This window comes from Pseudomonas sp. TE3644, assembly GCF_056278815.1.
Map to the genome: position 1 here is coordinate 5,969,116 of NZ_JBWBQF010000001.1, position 22,482 is coordinate 5,991,597.

Below are 22,482 nucleotides of genomic sequence, written 5' to 3' on the forward strand. Positions count from 1 at the left end.
GACCGCTATCGGGTCAGGGCTTGCGGCATTCAGCGCGTCGATGCCAGGTCTTGTTGGACGCTGGCGACACTTCTAGGCCAAGGTTTACCAGCCTGGACCTTCGCTGGCAAGTTCTTGATTGCCGCAACGGCTGCATCACGGCTGCTGAAGCTGCCATAAGTGATGACGTACAGGGGTTTGCCCTGCAGGGTTTTCTTGAAATAACGGTACTCGCCGCCCTGCTCTTTCACGTAGTTCTGGGCGGTGGCTTCGCTGCTGGTACCCAGGATCTGCACCACATAGTTGCCAGCGGCCTGGCCTTTGTACCAGCCAGCGCCTGCGCCACCGGTGGCGGCAGGTTTGGCGGCGGTAACGGGCTCGGGCTTCTTCTCGACCGGCTTGTGCTCAGGTTTGGCGGTGGCCACCTGCACAGGCGCCTTGTGCACGGGCGCAGGGGCCGGTGCTGGCGTCGGACGGGCGGCAACCGGTGCCGGGGCAGGGACCGGCACTGGGGTGGCTGCAGGGCCAGCTGGCACGCCAGGTGGCGGCGCGGTAGTAGTCACGGTGGGCGGCGCGGACGAGCCGTGGGCGATGGGCGTGGTTTCTTCGCCGTCACCCGAGCCTGCGGCCTCGGCCAGCGGGCCGCGCATCACCGGCTGCGACTGGCCGACCAGCGGCAGTGGCATGGGCTTGGAGTTGCCGGCGAATTCGATGGCGGCGTTGCTGCCATCCTGGTTCGGCTGGGCATTGCCAGGCGTGCCCTGGCCCAGCGGCAGTTGCGCCTGCTCGGTGGCCGGCGCCGTCGGCGCGTTGGCCGACTTGCGGCCTGGCAGCAAGGCTGCCGCGGCCACGGCGATGACAACAACCCCGGTCAGTGCCAGTACGTGTTTTTTCGGCATTTTGAACCCCATAGATGGACGCTTCACCGCCGAGCGGCTAGCGATCATGGCCTCGATCATTGCATCACGGGCGACCTGGTTGATTGCGCCTGGCCAGCCTTCTGAGTTTTCGTGAATGTCGGAAATCTGATCATTGGTAAAGAGTTGGATCCCCTGCCCGGCGCCTTCCAGGCGCTGGGCCAGATACTCACGGGTTTCCTCGACGCTGTACGGTTGCAGCTCGATGACGTGGAACAGCTCCTGCTCGGCGCTGAATTGCTCCAGGCCGTCGATCACCGACGCCTCGCCAAACAGGAACACGTGCGGGCGCCCTTCCGGCGTACCGGCCGCCAACGTCAGCAGGGCTTCGAGTGCGGATTCGGCAAGTTGTTCCGCATCGTCCACCAGCAGGTAGACTTCCTGGCCGGTCAGGGCCAGTTGCACCACCTGCGCCAGGATCGCCTGGGTGTCGGCCTGGGCCACGTTGAGCGCCTGGGCCACCTGGGCCAGCACGCTCGGCGCATCACCGGCACCACGGGCCGAAACCACCACGCTCTGCACCGACTGTTTGTTGGTGCTGGCCACCAGGGCCTGGCGCAGCAGGGTCTTGCCGCTGCCCTCGGGGCCGGTGACTACCAGCAACAACTGGCTGTAGCGCGCCAGGTGGTGCAACTGCCCCAGCACCGGCTTGCGCTGGGCAGGGAAAAACTTGAAGCCGGGCACACGGGCCGCAAACGGGTCATGGTCCAGTTGGTAGTGGCCCAGAAAGGCCTCATCGGCGTGCAGTGTCATCGAACTCTATTACCTCAAAGCGAAGCCGCGAGGGCGCGGTAATCCGCCGCCAGCGTGGCTTGTAGAACTTCAGTTGGATAATCGTCGGTCACCACGGCTTCACCGAGGTGGCGCAACAACACCAGGCGCATACGGCCATCGATGACTTTCTTGTCGACGGCCATGTGCTGGAGAAATTGTGCGGGGGTCATGTCTGCCGGCGGCACCACCGGCAAGCCGGCGCGCTGCATCAGGCGGATGCCGCGGTCACGGGCCTGCTGGCTGATCCAGCCCAGGCGCATGGACATTTCCAGGGCCATCACGGTACCGGCCGCCACGGCTTCGCCGTGCAGCCACACACCGTAACCCATCTGGGTTTCAATGGCGTGGCCAAAGGTATGGCCCAGGTTCAGGGTGGCGCGCACGCCGGTTTCGCGCTCGTCGGCGTTGACCACTTCGGCCTTGGCCTCGCAGGAACGCTTGATGGCGTAGGTCAGGGCGGTCTGATCGACGGCCAGCAGGGCATCGATGTTGTCTTCCAGCCAGCCCAGGAACGGCTCATCGCAGATCAGGCCGTACTTGATCACTTCGGCCAGGCCCGCCGACAGCTCGCGGGCTGGCAGGCTCTTGAGGCTGGCGGTGTCGATGAGCACGGCGTTGGGCTGGTAGAAGGCGCCGACCATGTTCTTGCCCAGCGGGTGGTTGATGCCGGTCTTGCCGCCCACCGACGAATCGACCTGGGACAACAGCGTGGTAGGCACCTGGATGAAGTCCACGCCGCGCTGGTAGCAGGCCGCGGCGAAACCGGCCATGTCGCCCACCACGCCGCCGCCCAGGGCGATGATGGTGGTGCGGCGGTCATGACGGGCCGTCAGCAGGCCATCGAAGATCAGCTGCAGGGTTTCCCAGTTCTTGTAGGCCTCGCCGTCGGGCAGGGCCACGGACATCACCGAGTAGGCGCCCAGGGCGCGGCTCAGTTGCTCCAGATACAGGGGGCCGACGGTTTCGTTGGTGACGATGGCCACTTGTCGGCCGGCAATATGCGGTGCCAGCAGTTCAGGCTGGCCCAGCAGGCCTTCGCCAATGTAGATCGGGTAGCTGCGCTCACCCAGTTCGACCTTGATTGTCTGCATGTTCCCCCACCGTGAAGCCGGGCCCGTCGCCCTGTCTCAGTCGTTATTATTGGTCGACACGCCCCCCGGCTGGCAAGCCAGGGGGGATGCCGAGAATAGCCTATTTACGCCAGCGGTCGATGACGATTGCGTCAGCGTGGCGGCAACTGGGCCAGGCGCTCGAGAATGTCCAGCACCACCATGCGCGGCGGCCGCTCGTCAGTCTCTACCACAAGATCGGCGATCTCGCGGTAAAGCGGGTCACGCACGGCCAGCAGCGCACGCAAGGTGCCCGCGGGGTCGGCGGTACGCAGCAATGGACGATTGCGGTCGCGGGCGGTGCGGCCCACCTGCTGCTCTACCGAGGCATGCAGGTAGACCACCCGACCACCGGCATGCAGGGCGCGGCGATTTTCATCGCGCATCACCGCACCACCACCGGTAGCCAGCACCAGCCCGTCGTGCTCGCACAGCTCGGCCAGCATGGCCTGCTCGCGATCACGGAAACCGGCTTCGCCTTCCTGGTCGAAAATCCATGGAATGTTTGCGCCCGTGCGCAGTTCAATTTCCTTGTCGGAATCCTTGAACGGTAACCGGAGCTCTTTGGCCAGCAATCGACCAATGGTGCTCTTACCGGCACCCATTGGCCCAACAAGTATCAAATTTCGCACAGAATCAACGACTCACAGCAATCGCCTGGTTATTCATGATACGCGGAGTGAGGAACACCAACAGCTCGGTTTTTGCCTCAGACACGGTATCCGATCGAAACAGGCGGCCAAGATACGGCACATCTCCAAGAAATGGCACCTTATCCGTCGTTTTAGTTTGCGTATTGGAGAAAACACCGCCAATTACCACTGTTTCGCCATCATTGACGAGGACCTTGGCCTTCACCTCGTTCTTCTTGATCGGCGGTACGTCATTGAGCGCGTTGGCGTAGTCAGGCTCATCCTTGTTGACCTTCACATCCATGATGATGCGGTTGTCCGGGGTGATCTGCGGGGTCACCTCCAGCGATAGCGAGGCCTCCTTGAACGACACCGAGGTGGCGCCGCTGGACGAGGACTCCTGGTACGGCACCTCGGTGCCCTTGACGATACGCGCGGTCTCTTTGTCCGAAGTCACCACCTTGGGCTGGGACACCACTTCACCGTTGCCGGTGGCTTCCATGGCACTGAGTTGCAGGTCCAGGGTGAGGTTGTTGGAGACATAGCCCAGGCCGATGCCCGAGGTGGCGCTGCTGGCGCCCAGATCGACGAAGGTGTTGGTGCTGGTGGTCTGGGTACCGGCCACCGTCCAGCGGTTGCTGCCCGAACCATTGGTGGCGCCGCTCCAGCTCACGCCCAGGCTCTTGTCGTAGTTGACGTTGGCTTCGACGATGCGCGCCTCGATCATCACCTGACGCACCGGAATGTCCAGCTGGGCCACGATGCGACGCAGTTCGTCCAGGCGGTCCTGGGTCTGGTAGGCAATGATGTTGTTGGTGCGGTCATCCACAGTGATGGAACCACGCTCGTCGGTTTTGGTGCCGGTCTTGGACGACGAGTTGGTCACCGACTGGAACAGCTTCGCGATGTCCGACGCCTTGGCGTAGTTGACCTGCAGCAGCTCGCGACGCAGTGGCGCCAGCTCTTCGATCTGTTTCTGCGATTCCAGCTCCTGGCGTTCGCGGGCGGCGATTTCGGCGGCAGGCGCCACCAGCAGCACGTTGCCGATCTTGCGCTTGTCCAGGTTCTTGGTCTTGAGCACCAGGTCAAGGGCCTGGTCCCACGGCACGTTTTGCAGGCGCAGGGTGATGCCACCCTGGACGGTGTCGCTGGCCACCAGGTTGAGGTTGGTGAAGTCGGCGATCAGTTGCAGCACCGAACGCACGTCGATGTCCTGGAAGTTCAGCGACAGCTTCTGACCGGTGTAGACGAAGCGATCGGCATTCTTGCGGGCGATGTCCTCGGCCGTGACCTGGCGCACGCTGACGGTCAGCTTGTTGTCGGTCTGGAACACCGAATAATCGAAAGTGCCACCCGGCTCGATGGTGACCGTGGCGGTGTCGCCAGAGGCGGTGGAGTTGACGAACTGCACCGGGGTGGCGAAGTCTTTCACGTCCAGGCGCACGCGCAGCGGATCAGGCAGCTGGGTCTTGGGGAAGGTCAGGACGATCTTGTTGCCCTGCTCTTGCACGTCAGGGGCGATGGTGGGGTCGCTGAGGTCGACCACCACGTTGCCCTCGCCCTGCTCGCCACGCTGGAAGTCGACATTGCGGATGGCGCGACCCACCGGCTGGGCAAACGCGGGACGCGAAGGCGCAGCGCTGGCAACAGCGCCACCGGCACGCGGCGCGGCGGCCGGGGTGGTACCGCCGACCAGGCTGTTGGCGCCCTGGCCGATCATCACATAGAGGTTGTTGCCCTCCACACGGGTACCGTAGGGCGCAAGGTTGGTCAGGTTGATGATCAGCCGCGTGCGGTCCTTGGCCTCCACCACGGTCAGGCTGCGCGCGTTGCCCACGCCCAGGTCGCGGGTCTTGGTGGCCAGGCCGTTCTTGATGCCTGGCAGGTCCAGGGCGATACGTGCGGGCTGGTCGGTGGTGTAGCCACGTGGCGCAGGCACGGGTGTATCGAAGGTCAGCTTGAGCTCCACCCGGTCCCCTGGCAACGCCGCTACATCCAGTGTCTTCAGGGTGGCCGCCATCAGGGCAGGCGAAAGCAACGCCATCCATAGCGAGAGACCAAGGGCTGAAAGCATCCTATTCATTATCGAGTTCCACTATGCGTGCTTGACCAGGCCCGTTACGAGCGTTCTTTCAAAGCGATGGTGCGCGGCCGTTCCAGCCACCCGCCTTCGCCATCGGGGACAATCTCGACCACGTCGACCTGCGAATCGGTGATCGACACGATTCGCCCTTCGTTGCGGCCCAGATAGTCACCCACTTTCATTCGGTAAACCCCACCAGCGCCCTTGATCAGGGCAAACTTGCCGGTTTCGTTGGCCAGCGTGCCGACCATTTCGAACTGTTCGATGTTGAAGCCTTCCAGGAACTGCTTGACCCGGGTCGGATCAGGCTTGACCTGCCTGGCGCCCTTCTGGCGGTGCGCCAGGTCGATCTTGATGGGCGGCTGGAAGGGGCTGCGCAAGGCGGCCGCCTGATAAGTGAACGGCTCGTAGGGGGCAAACTTGGGAATCGGGTCAATGGTGGCCTTGGTATGCGCCTTGGCGTCAGCCATGTAGGCGTCCAGGTCGTCGAAGTCACCATTGCCGCAACCCGAGAGCAGCGATACGAATGCGATCAGCACAAGGCTGCACACTGCCCTCATTTGGCTGCCCCCTTGTCCTGAGCCTGTCCTGCCCCCTTGGGCTTGTCCTTGTCGCTGTCGTGGTAGCGGTAGGTCTTGGCCAGGATGTTCATGCGCAACAACGTGGTGTTGCCATCAACCACCGGTTTCACCTCGAAATCATGCAGGGTAACGATGCGCGGCAGGCTGGACACACCGCTGACGAAGGTGCCCAGGTCGTGGTAGTTGCCGGTCACGGTGATCTGGATGGGCAGCTCTATGTAGAACTGCTGAGTCACCTCGGGCTGCAGCTTGATTTCTTCGAACTCCAGCCCGCTGCCCAGGCCCGTGCGGGTGATGTCCTCGAGCAGGCCCGGCACCTCGGTGTCGCTGGGCAGCTGGCGCAGCATGGCGCCGAAGGAGATTTCCATGTCCTTCATCTGCTGGGTATAGGCCTCAAGGTTCGCCGCCAGGGAGGCCTTGGTGGTGAACTGTTCCTTGAGGCTCTGTTCCTGCGCCTGGGCGCGCTCCAGCTCGTCCCCCAGGTCGCTGATATGGAAGTTGTAGCCAAGCGCCAGGATCACGATCATCAGCAGCACGCCGGCCAGGGTCTTGATCGCCGGTGGCCAGCCGCCAAGGTTGTTGACGTCCAGTTCGCTGAGGTTGATCTTGCGCAGGCCGTCCAGCCATTCGGAGAAATTCATTTGGCATTCTCCTCGTCGGGCAGCGTCTGACGTACCGACAGCTGGAAGTTGTTGCTCTGCTGGGCCTGCTGCGGGTCAGCGGCCTGACGTGCCTTGACCTCGGTCAGCACCGGGGCCGCCAGCCAGGGCGAAGCCTCCATGTTGCGCATCAGATCCGATACACGATTGTTGTTTTCGGCAGTGCCGGTGACGGCAATGGTCTTGTCGGTCATCTTCACGTCAGTGAAATACACCCCGTCCGGCAGGGTGCGCGCCAGTTGGTCGAACAGGTGGCCAATGATCGGGCGGTTGGCCTGCAGGTCCTGGATGATCTTCATCCGTTCGACCAGCTGCTTGCGCCGGGCCTTGAGCTCGGAAATCTGTTTGATGCGTTCGTCCAGGACGGCGATTTCCTTCTGGATGTAGGCATTGCGGGCGTTCTGCTGGTCGATGGCATGGCTGTAGTACTGGTCGGCCAGCAGAATGATGCCGATACCGCCCACCACGACGCCGGCCAGGGACAGCAGGAACCGCTTCTTGCGTTCTTCGCGCAGCTGTTCGCGCCACGGCAGCAGGTTAATGCGCGCCATCAGTCAAAGCTCCTCAACGCCAGGCCGCAGGCAATCATCAGCGCCGGCGCGTCACTGGCCAGGGCGCCAGCGTTGACCTTGCTGCTCAGGGCCATGTCGGCAAAGGGGTTGGCGACCATCGCCGGGGTGCCCAGGCGCTGCTGGATCAGCTGGTCCAGGCCGGAAATGGAGGCAGTGCCACCGGCCAGCAGGATGTAATCGACGTCGTTGTGCTGGCCGGCAGCGAAGAAGAACTGCAGCGAACGCGACACTTGCTGCACCACGGCGTCCTTGAAGGGCTGCAGCACTTCCACCACGTAGTCGTCAGGCAGGCCGCCCTGCTTTTTGGCCAGACCCGCTTCTTCCATGGACAGGCCGTAGCGGCGCTGGATTTCCTCGGTCAGCTGGCGGCCGCCGAACAGTTGCTCGCGGGTGTAGATGATGCGGCCGTTGTGCAGCACGCTGAGGGTGGTCATGGTGGCGCCGATGTCCACCACGGCCACCGTCAGGGGGCCGTCGCCGTCCATCAGGGTGGGCTCCAGCAGGCCGAAGGCACGCTCCAGGGCATAGGCTTCGACATCGACCACGCGGGCGCTGAGGCCGGCCAGGGCCAGGGCCGCCTCGCGCACTTCGACGTTTTCCTTGCGGCAAGCCGCCAGCAGCACGTCAACCCGCTCGGGGTTGCGCGCAGAGATGCCCTGCACCTCGAAGTCGATGGCGACCTCTTCAAGGGGATAGGGGATGTACTGATCAGCCTCGACCTTGAGCTGGTTTTCCATTTCATCTTCGGAAAGCGCAGCGTCCATCTCGATGGTCTTGGTGATCACGGCCGAGCCGGCAACCGCAACGGCAACGCTCTTGGCATTGGTGCGGGCCTTGACCAGCACGCGTGACAGGGCCTGGCCGACGCCCTCCAGTTCCGCAATGTTCTTTTCAACCACCGCGTTGGCCGGTAACGGCTCGACCGCGTAGGCCTCAACCCTAAATCGGTTGCCCGAGCGGCTCAGCTCAAGCAATTTCACCGATGTAGAGCTGATGTCGATCCCCAGAAGCGAATTCGCTTTCTTGCCGAAGAGTCCAAGCACGCCCGATTCCCTATCATTATCCGTGACTTACGGACCACTTATAGTACGAGGCATTTAATAGCAGTCTTGACAGAAGCGCAAATAACGCTCTGTGTCGAAAAATGCTTATAATGCCCAGCACTTTTGCCCTTGCCGCCGTGCCTTGCGCGTAACCCATTCTTTTATCTGGAAATCCAAAAGCCTTGATACGCCTGCTGAAGTTTTTCTGGTGGTCCTTCGTCGCTATTTTCTGTGGCCTGCTGCTCGGTCTGAGCGGTGCGTACCTGTATCTTAGCCCCAGTCTGCCGTCCGTCGATGCGCTGAAGTCAGTGCAATTGCAGATTCCGCTGAGGGTTTACAGCAGCGACAACAAGCTGATCGCAGAATTTGGCGAAATGCGCCGTTCTCCCATCAAGTTCGCTGAAATCCCGCCGCATTTCATTCAGGCACTGCTGTCGGCCGAAGATGACAACTTCGCCAATCACTATGGCGTCGACCCCAGCAGCCTGATGCGCGCCGCCGGCCAGCTGTTCAGCAGCGGCCATATTCAGACGGGCGGTAGCACCATCACCATGCAGGTGGCCAAGAACTACTTCCTCAGCAGTGAGCGTAGCTTCTCGCGCAAGGCCACAGAGATTCTTCTTGCACTGCAGATCGAACGCCAGCTCACCAAAGATGAAATCCTTGAGCTGTACGTGAACAAGATCTACCTGGGCAACCGCGCCTACGGCATCGATGCCGCTGCGCAGGTGTACTACGGCAAATCGATCCGCGACGTCAGCCTGGCGCAGATGGCCATGATCGCCGGCCTGCCGAAGGCGCCGTCGCGCTTTAACCCGCTGGCCAACCCAGTACGCGCCAAAGAGCGCCGCGACTGGATCCTGGGCCGCATGTACAAGCTGGGCAAGATCACCGAGGACGAGTACCAGGTGGCCCTGGCCGAACCGATCAACGCCAGTTACCACGTGCCTACCCCGGAAGTGACCGCGCCGTGGATCGCCGAGATGGCCCGTGCCGAAATGGTCGGCCGCTATGGCAGCGAGGCCTACACCGAAGGTTTCCGCGTTACCACCACAGTGCCCAGCAACCTGCAGGAAGACGCCAACGCCGCCGTCTCCGCCGGCCTGATCGAATACGACCAGCGCCACGGCTACCGTGGCCCCGAGTCGCGCCTGCCAGGCAAAACCCGTGACGCCTGGCTGCAGGAGCTGGCCAAGCAACGGCCGCTCAATGGCCTGGAACCGGCCATCGTCACCCAAGTCGACAAGGGCGGCCTGGGCGTGCTGAACCGCAATGGCGAGCAACAGCGCGTGAGCTGGGACAGCATGAAATGGGCGCGCCCGTTCCTCAACACCAACAGCCAGGGCCGCGCGCCGTCGCAGCCTTCGGATGTGGCCCAGGTCGGCGACCTGATCCGCGTGCAGCCGCAGGCCGACGGCACGCTGAAGTTCAGCCAGGTGCCGACCGTGCAGAGCGCACTGGTGTCGCTTGACCCGCAAAATGGTGCCATCCGCGCCCTGGTGGGTGGCTTCGCCTTCGAGCAGAGCAACTACAACCGCGCCGTGCAGGCCAAGCGTCAGCCGGGCTCCAGCTTCAAGCCGTTCATCTATTGCGCGGCACTGGACAATGGCTACACCCCGGCCAGCCTGGTCAACGACGCGCCGATCGTGTTCGCCGACGCCAACCTGGACAACGTCTGGCGGCCCAAGAACGACACCAACACCTTCCTGGGCCCCATCCGCCTGCGCGAAGCGTTGTACAAGTCGCGTAACCTGGTGTCGATCCGCGTGCTGCAGGCCATGGGCGTGAACCCGACCATCGACTACATCACCCGCTTCGGCTTCAACAAGCAGGACCTGCCGCCCAACCTGTCGCTGGCACTGGGCACTGCAACCCTGACCCCGATCGAGATCGCCACCGGCTGGAGCACCTTCGCCAACGGCGGCTACAAGATCACCCCGTACCTGATCCAGAAGATCGAAAGCCGCAACGGTGACACCCTGTTCGTCGCCAACCCGCCCAGCGTGCCGGGCGACGCTACAGCCGCCACCACGCCAGGCATGGCAGCGCCCGAGCACTCGCTGATCACCGACGCCAGCAACCCGGCCCTGACCCAGGCGCCAGCGGTGGCTACCCGCGTGGTCGACGGCCGCACCACCTTCATCCTCAACAGCATGCTGGAAGACGTGATCAAGAAGGGCACCGGCCGCCGCGCCATGGCCCTGGGCCGCAGCGACCTGGCGGGCAAGACCGGTACCACCAACGACTCCAAGGACGCGTGGTTCTCGGGCTATAACGCCGACTACATGACCACCGTGTGGACCGGCTTCGACCAGCCTGAAACTTTGGGCCGTCGTGAGTTCGGTGGCACCGTGGCGCTGCCGATCTGGATGAACTACATGGGCGCTGCGCTCAAGGACAAACCGGCACACACCCAGGCCGAGCCGGAAGGCATCGTCAGCCTGCGGGTAGACCCGATCAGCGGCCGCGCGGCCACGCCGAGCACGCCGAACGCCTACTTCGAGCTGTTCAAGAGCGAGGATACGCCGCCGTCGGTCAACGAACTGGGCAACGGCAGCGCGCCGGGCAGCCCGCTGCCAGCGGACGAGTCGGCGCCGATCGACCTGTTCTAAGGCGCCTCCAATCCCGTAGCCGCTGCCGCCAGGCTGCGCTGGCCCTGTGCTTCACTGAAGATCGCCAGGGTTCACGCCGGCCCGCGCAGCCTGGCGGCAGCGGCTACAGGGATAATGCAACACCCACAAAAAAGCCCGACTCAATGAGTCGGGCTTTTTTATTGCCAGCTGCGCTTAGCCGTTGAACACGTCATCCACGCTTTTGAGCGGGTAGTGCTTCGGATACGGCAGGGTAGCAACACCGGTCTCGATCGCGGCCTTGGCCACGGCGTCGGAGATCAGGGTGATCAGGCGTGGGTCCATTGGCTTCGGAATGATGTACTCACGGCCGAATTCCAGCGAGATACCGCCGTAGGCGTCGCACACTTCCTGAGGCACCGGCAGCTTGGCCAGCTCGCGCAGGGCGTTGGCGGCGGCGATCTTCATTTCTTCGTTGATGCGCTTGGCGCGAACGTCCAGGGCACCACGGAAGATGAACGGGAAGCCCAGTACGTTGTTGACCTGGTTCGGGTAGTCGGAACGACCGGTGGCCATGATCACGTCGTTGCGAGTGGCGTGAGCCAGCTCTGGCGAGATTTCCGGATCAGGGTTGGAGCAGGCGAACACGATCGGGTTGGCGGCCATGCGCTTGAGTTGCTCGGCGCTCAGCAGGTTCGGGCCGGACAGGCCGACGAACACGTCTGCGCCTTCGATGGCGTCGTCCAGGGTGCGCTTTTCAGTGGCGTGGGCGAACACGGCCTTGTACTGGTTCAGGTCGTCACGGCCAGCGTGGATCACGCCGGTACGGTCGATCATGTAGATGTTCTCGACCTTGGCACCCATGCTCACCAGCAGCTTCATGCAGGAGATGGCGGCAGCGCCAGCGCCCAGGCAGACGATCTTGGCGTCTTCCAGGGTCTTGCCGGCGATTTCCAGGGCGTTGATCATGCCGGCCGCAGTCACGATGGCGGTACCGTGCTGGTCATCGTGGAATACCGGGATGTCGCACTGTTCGATCAGGGCGCGCTCGATCTCGAAGCACTCAGGTGCCTTGATGTCTTCCAGGTTGATGCCACCGAAGGTGATGGAGATGCGCTTGACGGTGTCGATGAAGGCCTGTGGGCTTTCGGAGTCGACTTCGATGTCGAAAACGTCGATACCGGCGAAACGCTTGAACAGAACGCCCTTGCCTTCCATGACCGGCTTGGAAGCCAGTGGGCCCAGGTTACCCAGGCCGAGAATGGCAGTACCGTCGGAGATGACTGCTACCAGGTTGCCCTTGCCGGTGTACTTGTAGGCCAGCTCTGGGTCGCGACCGATTTCGCGGACCGGCTCGGCTACACCTGGGCTGTAGGCCAGGGAAAGATCACGGGCAGTAGCGGTAGGTTTGGTGAGCTCGACACTCAGTTTCCCAGGACGCGGCTGGGCATGGTACTCGAGAGCGGCAGTTTTCAAATCTGACATTTTGGCGTTCCGCTTGTGCTATGGACTTTTTGAAGCGCCGAGGATACTCGCCCTGCAAACAGGCGACAAGACTGGCCGGTCACTTGCCGCAAGCGCCCGTCCATAGGACTTTGGCCGCAAGCCCAGACGCTGCGCGGCCTACAACTGTTCACAATTAATTTTATTTATGTCCACAATTTAAAGGATCTATTGTAGCCGCTGCCGCAGGCTGCGCTGGCCCGCAATAGACTGAAGATCTGAAGTGCACCTGAGGGCCAGCGCAGCCTGGCGGCAGCGGCTACAGGGCCGCAGTGATACCGAGGGCAAATTGCAGGCATAAAAAAAGGCGTCCCGAAGGACACCTTTTTTACCAGCTGGATCGTTCGATCAAGCCTTTTTAGCGCCGAAACCGCCGAAACGCTTCTGGAAGCGGTCAACACGGCCGCCGGTGTCCAGAGTTTTCTGCTTACCGGTGTAGAACGGGTGGCACTCGGAGCAAACGTCCAGGCTCAGTGGCTTGCACAGAGTCGAACGGGTCTTGATGACGTTGCCGCAGCTGCAGGTGGCGTCAACGGCTTCGTACGCTGGATGAATTTCTGGTTTCATGGCTACTTCCTCAGGCTGCGTGCCGCCATCCAACACCATTGTTGAATACCGCACGTAATTAGGCCGCGTATCTTACCAGACGCTGTCAAACACGCAAGTTATCGCTCGCACCGGCTGTCGTCTGATACGCTTCCGGCCATACCGCAGCCTCCCTGTGGGACCGGGCGAAGCTCGGGAAGAAAGCACCGCGCAAGGTCTGATCCACCGCAGCGCGCCCTTCCCGAGCTTCGCCCGGTCCCACAAGGTTGGGCGCACCATTCGCAATCAATCAGAGAACCCCCACGCGTGCCCGACGTCATCCTGCGCCTCGCCCTGCCCTCGCCGCTGCGACGCCTGTTCGATTACCGGGCCCCGGCCGGCATGCCAGCCAGCGCGTTCAGCCCCGGCATGCGCCTGCGCGTGCCGTTCGGGCGGCGGGAGATGATCGGCATTCTGGTGGAGGTGGCCGAGCACAGCGAGGTGCCGGCCGACAAGCTCAAGCCCGCCCTGGCCCTGCTTGACCCGGTCAGCCCGCTACCTGCGCCGCTGTTCAAGCTGTGCCTGTGGACCGCTCAGTATTACCAGCACAGCCTGGGCGACACCTTGAGCTGGGCGCTGCCCGTATTGCTGCGCCAGGGCGACCCGGCCGAGGCGCGCCAGGAACGTTTCTGGCTCAAAAGCCCGGACGCCCGCATGGACGACCCGCGCATCAAGAACGCCCCCAAGCAGCGCGAAGCCCTGGCCACCCTGGCGCAGCACCCGCACGGCGTCGCGCATCAACTGCTGAGCAAGCTGGGGCTGAACAAGCCCAGCCTCGACCTATTGCTGGATAAAGGCCTGGTGGACGTCGAAGTACGCCGCCACGCCCCAGGCGTGCGCCACGAGCACTGGCTGGCGCAACCCGAACTGCCGCTCAACACCGAGCAACGCGCCGCCTTCGAGGCCGTGCGCGCAGGCTTCGACAGCTTCCACGCCTTCCTGCTGGCCGGCGTCACCGGCAGCGGCAAGACCGAGGTGTACCTGCAACTGATCCGCGAAACGCTGGAGGCCGGCAAGCAAGCGCTGGTGCTGATCCCCGAGATCAACCTGGGGCCGCAGACCCTGGCGCGCTTCGAGCAGCGCTTCAACGCCCGCATTGCCCTGCTGCACTCGGCCGTCAACGACCGCGAGCGCCTGGATGCCTGGCTGGCCGCGCGCGATGGCGAGGCCGACATTATTATCGGCACCCGCTCGGCGCTGTTCACCCCGATGAAAAACCCGGGGCTGATCATTATCGACGAAGAGCACGACGGCTCCTATAAACAGCAGGAAGGCCTACGCTACCACGCCCGCGACCTGGCCGTGGTGCGCGCCCACCAGGAAAACATCCCCATTCTGCTGGGCTCGGCCACGCCGTCCCTGGAAAGCCTGCACAACGCCTACATGGGCCGCTACGGCCTGCTGAAGATGGAACACCGGGCCGGCGGCGCCAAGCAGCCAAAGTTCCTGCGCCTGGACGTCAAGAGCCGCCCCCTGGACAGCGGCATCAGCGGCCCCATGCAGCAAGCCATCGGCCAGACCCTGGCCAACGGCCAACAGGTGCTGGTGTTCCTCAATCGTCGCGGCTTCGCGCCGACCCTGCTGTGCCACGATTGCGGCTGGATGAGCGAATGCCCCAGCTGTGATGCGCGCACCACTGTGCACCAGCGCTCGGGCGAGTTGCGCTGCCACCACTGCGGCTACGTGGAGCGCGTGCCGCGCCGCTGCCCCAAGTGCAACACCGTGGACCTGCGCCCGGTGGGGGCTGGCACCGAGCGCGCCGAGGAACGCCTGAGCATTCTGTTCCCCGATTACCCGGTATTGCGGATGGACCGCGACAGCACCTCGCGCAAGGACGCGATGAACCAGCTGTTCGCCACTATCCAGAAAGGCCAGCCGTGCATTCTGGTGGGCACGCAGATGCTTGCCAAAGGCCATCACTTCCCACGGGTGACCCTGGTGTCCATCCTTGATGCCGACGGCGGGCTGTTTTCCGGCGACTTCCGCGCCAGCGAGCGCATGGCTCAGTTGATTGTGCAGGTGGCCGGCCGCGCCGGACGCGCCGAGGAGCCGGGCCGGGTGATCATCCAGACCCACCTGGCCGACCACCCGTTGTTGGTGCAACTGACCGAGCAAGGCTACTTTGCTTTCGCAGAGCAGGCCCTGAGCGAACGCCGCGCCGCCGGGCTGCCGCCCTTCGCGCACCTGGCACTGCTGCGCGCCGAGGCCCACAAGCCGGGGCAGGCCGAAGGTTTCCTGGATGAGGCGTGCAGTGAGGCCGAGCGCCTGCTGGAACAATTGCAGCTTTCGGGCATCGAACTGCTCGGGCCGGTGCCCGCGCCCATGGAGCGACGGGCGGGCCGGTACCGGGCGCAGCTGTTGCTGCAGGCCAACGCCCGGGCGCCGCTGCATCGGCTGATCAGCAGTTGGATGCTGGCGCTGGAGCAGATGCCGGGCGGCCGGCAGGTGCGTTGGTCGCTGGATGTCGACCCGGTTGATTTGTATTGAGGGTCGCGTCGCCTGGTTCCAGGGCAGAGCCCTGTCCTACACCGTCAGGGCAATGGGTGTCAGTGATGCAAAGCGCATAGCCTTAGGGGCACAGCAGGTCTATCTGAGGACCACCAAAGGCGGATCGCTTGGCTTCACTGACTCAACTGCCGCGATCGGTGTAGGACAGGGCTCTGCCCTGGAACCAGACAACAGAGATTTAAGGTTGGCAACGCCCCACCAGCACCGGATAATATCCAGTTTTTCCACCCGCGCTTCCAAGCGCCGACCGCCCACGCGGCCGAACGAGAAGACCATGAAAGACACCATTCGCCAGCTGATTCAACAAGCCCTCACCCAACTCGTCACGGAAGGTGTGTTGCCTGAAGGGTTGACGCCAGCGATCCAGGTGGAAAACGCCCGCGACAAGAAAAACGGCGACTTCGCCAGCAACATCGCCATGATGCTGGCCAAGCCTGCGGGCATGAAGCCGCGTGACCTGGCCGAGAAACTGATCGCCGCCCTGCCTGCCGACGCGCAGATCAGCAAGGTCGAGATCGCCGGCCCCGGCTTCCTCAACTTCTTCCAGAACACTCAGGCCCTGGCTGGCCGCCTGGACGCCGCCCTGGCCGACGCCAACCTGGGCGTGACCAAGGCAGGTAGCGTCCAGCGCGTGGTGGTCGACCTGTCGGCCCCAAACCTTGCCAAGGAAATGCACGTCGGCCATCTGCGCTCCACCATCATCGGTGACGGCGTGGCCCGCGTGCTGGAGTTCCTGGGTGACACGGTGATCCGCCAGAACCACGTGGGCGACTGGGGCACCCAGTTCGGCATGCTGATGGCCTACCTGCAGGAAAACCCGATCACCAGCGACGAGCTGTCGGACCTGGAGAACTTCTACCGTGCCGCCAAGCAGCGCTTCGACGAGTCCGAAGAGTTCGCCGACCGCGCCCGCGGTCTGGTGGTCAAGCTGCAGGCCGGTGACGCCGACTGCCTGGCCCTGTGGACCAAGTTCAAGGACATCTCGCTGTCGCACTGCCAGAAGATCTACGAACTGCTCAACGTCAAGCTGACCATGGCCGACGTGATGGGCGAGAGCGCCTACAACGACGACCTGATCAATGTGGTCAACGACCTCAAGGCCGCCGGCCTGCTGGTCGAGAGCAACGGCGCCCAGTGCGTGTTCCTCGACGAATTCAAGAACGCCGAGGGCGAGCCGCTGCCGGTGATCATCGTCAAGGCCGACGGCGGCTACCTGTACGCCACCACGGACCTGGCCGCCGTGCGCTACCGCAGCGGCAAGCTGGCCGCCGACCGCGCCCTGTACTTCGTCGACCAGCGCCAGGCCCTGCACTTCCAGCAAGTGTTCGCCGTGGCCCGCAAGGCCGGCTTCGTCACCCACCCGATGGACATGGAACACATGGGCTTCGGCACCATGAACGGCGCCGACGGCCGTCCGTTCAAGACCCGTGACGGCGGCACCGTGAAGCTGATCGACCTGCTGACCGAAGCCCAGGAACGCGCCTACGCGCTGGTGAAGGAAAAGAACCCGGAGCTGGCCGAGGACGAGCTGCGCAACATCGCCAAGGTGGTGGGCATCGACTCGGTGAAATACGCCGACCTCTCCAAGCACCGCACCAGCGACTACAGCTTCAACTTCGACCTGATGCTCAACTTCGAAGGCAACACTGCCCCGTACCTGCTGTACGCCTACACCCGTGTGGCGGGCGTGTTCCGCAAACTGGGCAAGAGCTTCGGCGACGTCGACGGCCAGATCGAACTGGAAGCGGCGCAAGAGCACGAACTGGCGGCCAAGCTGGCGCAGTTCGGCGAGATCCTCAACAACGTGGCCGAGAAAGGCACCCCACACGTACTGTGCACTTACCTGTACGACGTGGCCGGGCTGTTCTCCAGCTTCTACGAAAACTGCCCGATCCTGAGCGCCGACACCCCGCAGCAGCAGCAAAGCCGCCTGCGCCTGGCCGCCCTGACCGGTCGCACCCTCAAACAAGGCCTGGAGCTGCTGGGCCTGGAAACTCTGGAGCGAATGTAAGTTGGTTGCCAAGAAAAAACCTGCTCCCAAGCGTGGCGCCAGCCGAAACTCCGCACCAGCGAAAAAGCCGATCCCGGGATGGGTATGGATGGCGGTCGGCCTCACGGTCGGCGCCTTCATCGTCTTCCTGATGAAGCTTGAGCCTGGGCATGACGACGTCAAACGGGTGAAACCCGAGCAGGCCAAGGCCGACAAGATCGCCGAAGCCAACAAGACGCCGCCAAGCCCGCAGGCGCCGGTCAAGCCCAAGTACGACTTCTATACCCTGCTGCCCGAGTCGGAAGTGATCGTGCCGCCTGAAGCCGTACCGGAGAAGACTCCACCAGTACCGGCGCAGCCGCCGGTCACCCCGGCCGAAGCGGCCAAGATCGACACCGCCCGCGCCCAGGCGGCGTTGTCGGGGCAGACGCCGCCACCGGCGCCTGCGGTGATCAAGCCGGCGGCGACCACGCAGTTCTTCCTGCAGGCGGGCTCGTTCCGCAAGCAGAGCGATGCGGACCGTGTGCGCGCGCAGATCATTCTGCTGGGGCAGGCGGTGGCGGTTGAGTCGGGTACCGTGAAGGATGAAACCTGGTACCGCGTGCTGGTGGGGCCGTTCAGCAACCGTGAACAGCTGACCGTGGCACAGAAGCAACTGTCGGGCAGCGGCTTCAGCAATTTGCTGTTACAACAACGCCAGACCCGCCAATAACCTGTAGCCGCTGCCGCCAGGCTGCGCAGGCCCTGTCATTCACTGGAGATCTTCAGCGAACACAAGGGCCAGCGCAGCCTGGCGGCAGCGGCTATGTATGGACTCGCCCCTCCTGTCTACCCGCTTTTGAAAAACTGCCGCCCGTTGCATCTATGTATTAGGCCTATTCAAGGAAGCCGCTTTGGGCCTCTGGCCGACATTGGAAGAGCTCGTGGTATGCCGATTACAGTCAGGCCTCGAAGGCCGCTAGCCGCTTAGGCATCAATCCACGCCGATCCTATCTGGGGTCAATGTTTTTCAGCACAGGGTTGGACAGTCGTTACCTCGGTGGCAGAACTCGGTGGATCAGTGGCTCATCATCGCTGGCTGGCCGCTGCCATGCTGTCGACGATAAGTCTGGTCATTCTGTAGAAGCCTCCAGACGATACGCAGGTTGCGATTGGCCAACCGGACCGCAGCCTGCTTGCGGCCCAGGCGGTTCATCCAACGCAGTAATCGGCGGTCATCGGGTTGCTCGGAGTCAGGTCGCAGTTGCTGCAGCACTGCGTGTGCGCCCTGGATCATCAAGCTGCGCAGATATGAATCGCCTCGCTTGCTCATGCCGCCCAGGCGAACTTTATTCCCGCTGCTGTGTTGGTCGGGAACCAGGCCAAAGTAGGCCGCGAACTTGCGTGCATTGGGGAACCGTTCGGGCTGGGTTTCCTTGGCTACCAACGCCGTGGCGGTCACCGGACCGATACCGCGCACGCTCATCAGCCGCTTGGCCGTGCTGTCGGCATTTGCCGCTGCTTCCAGACGGCCCGTCAACACCGCAATGCGCTCGCCCAAAAAGCGCCATTCCGCCAGCAGTTCATCGATCAACTCGCGCAACATGGCTGGCACTGGTTGAGTGGCATCCTCCAATACTCGTGGAATTCTCTGGCTGATGGCGACATCACCTTGAGCCAGGACCACGCCGTGCTCAAGCAGCAGGCCGCGCATCTGATTACTCAATGCCGTGCGGCGGCGCACATAGCCCTGGCGAGCACGATGCAATGCCTGCATGGCAAGCGCCGCAACGCTCTTGATCGGTACTGCGCAGATTTTCTCATCACGACCGGCCCGCAAAATCGCCAACGCATCGTTACGATCGTTTTTAGGCCCTGTGCGGTGTGTCGTCACCAGCTTGGCCGGCAAAATCCGAGCCTCGACGCCCTGTTCCTGCAGCTGACGCGCCCAGGCTTGCGCACCTGGTCCCGTCTCCATCAAGACTATGACGTGGGGTGCCAGTTGTTGAAGGAACTCGTAGAACGCTTCGCGCGACTTGAGGCGTTGCTCATAGTGCACGTGGCCGAGGGCATCCTCTCCGGCAACCTGAAAGACATGTTTGGCCAGATCGACTGCCACGGTCGTGCAAGCCGACAAATTGGCGGAAGACAAGGATTGATCAATCGAAGTATGCTTTTTCATGGACTCGCCCTCGCTGTCGTTGGCTGTTTAGACTGCCACCGTGGCGCATTGACGCCTCGGCTTGGGCGAGTCCATCCAATTACAGGCATTCGCGACAGCACCACTCATCCCCCAAGGTTGAAATACCCAACCGCACCCCCATATGAGTTTCCATCAGGGCATTTTCGCCCCGCTGCGTGGAGACTCTCCCCTTGACCACCATCGTTTCAGTTCGTCGCCACGGCAAAGTCGTCATGGGCGGCGACGGCCAGGTTTCCCTCGGTAATACCGTGATGAAAGGCAACGCCAAGAAAGTGCGCCGCCTGTACCACGGTCAAGTGATCGCCGGCTTCGCCGGGGCCACCGCCGACGCCTTCACGCTGTTCGAGCGTTTTGAAGGCCAACTGGAGAAACACCAGGGCCATCTGGTCCGCGCCGCCGTCGAGCTGGCAAAGGAATGGCGTACCGACCGCTCCTTGAGCCGCCTGGAAGCCATGCTGGCCGTGGCCAACAAAGACGCCTCCTTGATCATCACCGGCAACGGTGACGTGGTCGAGCCTGAAGACGGCCTGATCGCCATGGGCTCCGGTGGCGCGTTCGCCCAAGCTGCCGCCCGCGCCCTGCTGATGAAAACCGACCTGTCGGCCCGCGAAATCGCGGAAACGGCCCTCGGCATCGCCGGTGACATCTGCGTGTTCACCAACCATAACCTGACCATCGAGGAGCAGGACCTCGCGGAATAACAAGTTGTTCTGGCGCCCGGCCACAGCCGGGCCTTCCCACGCTTGGAACCACCGCTAGAGGACCGCCACATATCATGTCCATGACCCCCCGCGAGATCGTCCACGAACTCAACCGTCATATCATCGGCCAGGACGATGCCAAGCGCGCCGTCGCCATCGCGCTGCGCAACCGCTGGCGCCGCATGCAGCTGCCTGCCGAGCTGCGCGTTGAAGTGACGCCCAAGAACATCCTCATGATCGGCCCTACCGGTGTCGGTAAAACCGAGATCGCCCGCCGCCTGGCCAAACTGGCCAACGCGCCGTTCATCAAGGTCGAAGCCACCAAGTTCACCGAAGTGGGCTACGTGGGCCGCGACGTCGAGTCGATTATCCGTGACCTGGCCGACGCTGCCCTCAAGCTGCTGCGCGAACAGGAAATCACCCGCGTGCAGCACCGCGCCGAAGACGCCGCCGAAGAGCGCATCCTCGACGCCCTGCTGCCGCCGGCGCGCATGGGCTTTAACGAAGACCAGACGCACAGCACCGACTCCAACACCCGTCAGCTGTTCCGCAAGCGCCTGCGCGAAGGCCAGCTGGATGACAAGGAAATCGAGATCGAAGTGGCCGAAGCCATGGGCGTCGACATTTCCGCGCCGCCGGGCATGGAAGAGATGACCAGCCAGCTGCAGAACCTGTTCGCCAACATGGGCAAGGGCAAGAAGAAATCCCGCAAGCTCAAGGTGAAAGAAGCCCTGAAGCTGGTGCGCGAGGAAGAAGCCGGTCGCCTGGTGAACGAGGAAGAACTCAAGGCCAAGGCCCTGGAAGCGGTCGAACAGCACGGCATCGTGTTCATCGACGAAATCGACAAGGTGGCCAAGCGCGGCAACGTCGGCGGCGCCGATGTGTCCCGTGAAGGCGTGCAGCGCGACCTGCTGCCACTGATCGAAGGCTGCACCGTGAACACCAAGCTGGGCATGGTCAAGACCGACCACATCCTGTTCATCGCCAGCGGCGCGTTCCACCTGAGCAAGCCAAGCGACCTGGTACCCGAGCTGCAAGGCCGTCTGCCGATCCGCGTGGAGCTCAAGGCGCTGACCCCGGAAGACTTCGAGCGCATCCTGCAGGAGCCGCACGCCTCGCTGACCGAGCAATACCGCGAGCTGCTGAAGACCGAAGGCCTGAACATCGAGTTCGCGCCAGAGGGCATCAAGCGTTTGGCCGAGATCGCCTTCCAGGTCAACGAGAAGACCGAGAACATCGGTGCCCGTCGCCTGCACACGCTGCTTGAGCGTCTGCTGGAGGAAGTCTCGTTCAGCGCTGGCGACCTGGCCAGCGCCCATGACGAAACGCCGATCCGCATCGACGCCGAGTACGTCAACAGCCACCTGGGCGAATTGGCGCAGAACGAAGACCTGTCCCGGTATATCCTGTAACCATCATTCCCGGTTACAGCTCCTGTAGCCGCTGCCGCCAGGCTGCGCTGGCCCCTGGTTCACTGTAGATTTCCAGTGAACTCCAGGGCCAGCGCAGCCTGCGGCAGCGGCTACAGATGACAGGTGCTCCATCCATGACCAAGCTCCCCACCGCCATCAACCTGCACAAAGCCTCGAAAACCCTGACCCTCACCTACGGGCCGGACGAGGTGTACCACCTGCCCGCCGAATTCCTGCGCGTGCACTCCCCCTCCGCCGAAGTCCAGGGCCACGGCAAGCCCATCCTGCAATTCGGCAAACTGGGCGTCGGCCTGTCCAAAATAGAGCCGGCCGGCCAATATGCACTAAAACTGACCTTCGACGACGGCCACGACAGCGGTCTGTTCACCTGGGACTACCTCTACCAGTTGTCAGTGCGCCAGGAGCAACTGTGGGCGGACTATCTCGACGAATTGCAGAAAGCCGGAAAAACCCGCGACCCCGCATTGTCGGTAGTCAAACTGATGCTCTAGTCCGGGCCTCGGATTTTCTAGAGAGCATTTTCTAATTCTATTTGCTTGAATGCCCTGGCAGCGCCACGGTTATGGTCGCTTGCGATTTCCTACAAAACCGGGTAACCAATGCGAAGTGGCAAGGTCCATGCAACCCTTGACCTCAACTGTTCGCTATCACTGGTCACCCG

At 62.9% G+C, this 22,482-nt stretch carries 18 protein-coding genes; 7 read left to right on the top strand and 11 right to left on the bottom strand.

Annotated features, from left to right (window positions below):
- Positions 1-29: 29 nt before the first annotated feature.
- The 8 genes from ACZ9GA_RS26405 to ACZ9GA_RS26440 form a co-directional block, all read right to left on the bottom strand.
- On the bottom strand, positions 30-1,649 hold the full coding sequence (locus ACZ9GA_RS26405; protein ID WP_457359620.1) for an SPOR domain-containing protein: 1,620 nt from the start codon (positions 1,647-1,649) through the stop codon (positions 30-32).
- 14 nt (positions 1,650-1,663) lie between these two features.
- Positions 1,664-2,761, bottom strand: coding sequence for a 3-dehydroquinate synthase (gene aroB / locus ACZ9GA_RS26410; RefSeq protein WP_457359618.1), 1,098 nt, complete (start codon positions 2,759-2,761; stop codon positions 1,664-1,666).
- Positions 2,762-2,892: 131 nt separating this feature from the next.
- Entirely contained in the window at positions 2,893-3,411 is a 519-nt protein-coding gene (gene aroK / locus ACZ9GA_RS26415; protein WP_027979813.1) for a shikimate kinase AroK, read from the bottom strand.
- A 4-nt stretch (positions 3,412-3,415) separates the two neighbouring features.
- Positions 3,416-5,494: a type IV pilus secretin PilQ gene (locus ACZ9GA_RS26420; RefSeq protein WP_457359616.1), complete on the bottom strand. Its 2,079-nt coding sequence runs from the start codon at positions 5,492-5,494 to the stop codon at positions 3,416-3,418.
- 35 nt (positions 5,495-5,529) lie between these two features.
- Positions 5,530-6,054 carry a pilus assembly protein PilP gene (locus ACZ9GA_RS26425; protein WP_457359614.1) on the bottom strand — a complete coding sequence of 175 codons (525 nt, stop codon included), beginning with the start codon at positions 6,052-6,054 and terminating at the stop codon, positions 5,530-5,532.
- Positions 6,051-6,716, bottom strand: a complete 666-nt coding sequence (pilO, locus tag ACZ9GA_RS26430; protein ID WP_457359613.1) for a type 4a pilus biogenesis protein PilO — start codon at positions 6,714-6,716, stop codon at positions 6,051-6,053. The genes ACZ9GA_RS26425 and pilO overlap by 4 nt, the downstream gene beginning before the upstream one ends.
- Positions 6,713-7,285 carry a PilN domain-containing protein gene (locus tag ACZ9GA_RS26435; protein ID WP_457359611.1) on the bottom strand — a complete coding sequence of 191 codons (573 nt, stop codon included), beginning with the start codon at positions 7,283-7,285 and terminating at the stop codon, positions 6,713-6,715. Before ACZ9GA_RS26435 ends, pilO begins: the two co-directional genes overlap by 4 nt.
- On the bottom strand, positions 7,285-8,349 hold the full coding sequence (locus tag ACZ9GA_RS26440) for a pilus assembly protein PilM (RefSeq protein WP_457359609.1): 1,065 nt from the start codon (positions 8,347-8,349) through the stop codon (positions 7,285-7,287). The genes ACZ9GA_RS26435 and ACZ9GA_RS26440 overlap by 1 nt, the downstream gene beginning before the upstream one ends.
- Positions 8,350-8,531: 182 nt before the next feature.
- Between ACZ9GA_RS26440 and ACZ9GA_RS26445 the strand changes: the two genes are divergently transcribed.
- A complete protein-coding gene (locus tag ACZ9GA_RS26445; RefSeq protein WP_457359608.1) occupies positions 8,532-10,961 on the top strand; it encodes a penicillin-binding protein 1A in 2,430 nt (809 codons plus the stop codon).
- A gap of 174 nt (positions 10,962-11,135) precedes the next feature.
- Here ACZ9GA_RS26445 and ACZ9GA_RS26450 read toward each other — a convergent pair whose 3' ends face one another.
- Positions 11,136-12,404 (bottom strand): malic enzyme-like NAD(P)-binding protein, encoded by a 1,269-nt coding sequence (locus ACZ9GA_RS26450; RefSeq protein WP_027979820.1) that lies wholly within the window; start codon positions 12,402-12,404, stop codon positions 11,136-11,138.
- Positions 12,405-12,770: 366 nt separating this feature from the next.
- A complete protein-coding gene (gene rpmE, locus ACZ9GA_RS26455) occupies positions 12,771-12,989 on the bottom strand; it encodes a 50S ribosomal protein L31 (protein WP_008368021.1) in 219 nt (72 codons plus the stop codon).
- A 285-nt stretch (positions 12,990-13,274) separates the two neighbouring features.
- Between rpmE and ACZ9GA_RS26460 the strand changes: the two genes are divergently transcribed.
- The 3 genes from ACZ9GA_RS26460 to ACZ9GA_RS26470 all read left to right on the top strand — a co-directional run bounded on the left by ACZ9GA_RS26460 (position 13,275) and on the right by ACZ9GA_RS26470 (position 18,217).
- On the top strand, positions 13,275-15,494 hold the full coding sequence (locus ACZ9GA_RS26460; protein WP_457359606.1) for a primosomal protein N': 2,220 nt from the start codon (positions 13,275-13,277) through the stop codon (positions 15,492-15,494).
- A gap of 295 nt (positions 15,495-15,789) precedes the next feature.
- Positions 15,790-17,526: an arginine--tRNA ligase gene (gene argS, locus ACZ9GA_RS26465; RefSeq protein WP_457359604.1), complete on the top strand. Its 1,737-nt coding sequence runs from the start codon at positions 15,790-15,792 to the stop codon at positions 17,524-17,526.
- A 1-nt stretch (position 17,527) separates the two neighbouring features.
- Positions 17,528-18,217 carry an SPOR domain-containing protein gene (locus ACZ9GA_RS26470; protein ID WP_416422050.1) on the top strand — a complete coding sequence of 230 codons (690 nt, stop codon included), beginning with the start codon at positions 17,528-17,530 and terminating at the stop codon, positions 18,215-18,217.
- 345 nt (positions 18,218-18,562) lie between these two features.
- On the opposite strand, the gene ACZ9GA_RS26475 is transcribed toward ACZ9GA_RS26470, so the two are convergent.
- A complete protein-coding gene (locus tag ACZ9GA_RS26475) occupies positions 18,563-19,621 on the bottom strand; it encodes an IS110 family RNA-guided transposase (protein WP_457363646.1) in 1,059 nt (352 codons plus the stop codon).
- A gap of 236 nt (positions 19,622-19,857) precedes the next feature.
- On the opposite strand from ACZ9GA_RS26475, the gene hslV reads away from it, so the two are divergent.
- From hslV to ACZ9GA_RS26490, 3 genes are all read left to right on the top strand, one after another.
- On the top strand, positions 19,858-20,388 hold the full coding sequence (gene hslV, locus ACZ9GA_RS26480; protein WP_008368013.1) for an ATP-dependent protease subunit HslV: 531 nt from the start codon (positions 19,858-19,860) through the stop codon (positions 20,386-20,388).
- A 74-nt stretch (positions 20,389-20,462) separates the two neighbouring features.
- Positions 20,463-21,800: an ATP-dependent protease ATPase subunit HslU gene (hslU, locus tag ACZ9GA_RS26485; protein ID WP_027979825.1), complete on the top strand. Its 1,338-nt coding sequence runs from the start codon at positions 20,463-20,465 to the stop codon at positions 21,798-21,800.
- A gap of 134 nt (positions 21,801-21,934) precedes the next feature.
- Positions 21,935-22,312, top strand: coding sequence for a gamma-butyrobetaine hydroxylase family protein (locus ACZ9GA_RS26490; protein WP_027979826.1), 378 nt, complete (start codon positions 21,935-21,937; stop codon positions 22,310-22,312).
- Positions 22,313-22,482 lie beyond the last annotated feature (170 nt).

Bases quoted from the DNA above. Each gene is read 5' to 3' on its own strand.
- ACZ9GA_RS26405 (WP_457359620.1), bottom strand. From the start codon at position 1,649: ATGACACTGCACGCCGATGAGGCCTTTCTGGGCCACTACCAACTGGAC.
- aroB (WP_457359618.1), bottom strand. From the start codon at position 2,761: ATGCAGACAATCAAGGTCGAACTGGGTGAGCGCAGCTACCCGATCTAC.
- ACZ9GA_RS26420 (WP_457359616.1), bottom strand. From the start codon at position 5,494: ATGAATAGGATGCTTTCAGCCCTTGGTCTCTCGCTATGGATGGCGTTG.
- ACZ9GA_RS26425 (WP_457359614.1), bottom strand. From the start codon at position 6,054: ATGAGGGCAGTGTGCAGCCTTGTGCTGATCGCATTCGTATCGCTGCTC.
- pilO (WP_457359613.1), bottom strand. From the start codon at position 6,716: ATGAATTTCTCCGAATGGCTGGACGGCCTGCGCAAGATCAACCTCAGC.
- ACZ9GA_RS26435 (WP_457359611.1), bottom strand. From the start codon at position 7,285: ATGGCGCGCATTAACCTGCTGCCGTGGCGCGAACAGCTGCGCGAAGAA.
- ACZ9GA_RS26450 (WP_027979820.1), bottom strand. From the start codon at position 12,404: ATGTCAGATTTGAAAACTGCCGCTCTCGAGTACCATGCCCAGCCGCGT.
- rpmE (WP_008368021.1), bottom strand. From the start codon at position 12,989: ATGAAACCAGAAATTCATCCAGCGTACGAAGCCGTTGACGCCACCTGC.
- argS (WP_457359604.1), top strand. From the start codon at position 15,790: ATGAAAGACACCATTCGCCAGCTGATTCAACAAGCCCTCACCCAACTC.
- hslU (WP_027979825.1), top strand. From the start codon at position 20,463: ATGTCCATGACCCCCCGCGAGATCGTCCACGAACTCAACCGTCATATC.
- ACZ9GA_RS26490 (WP_027979826.1), top strand. From the start codon at position 21,935: ATGACCAAGCTCCCCACCGCCATCAACCTGCACAAAGCCTCGAAAACC.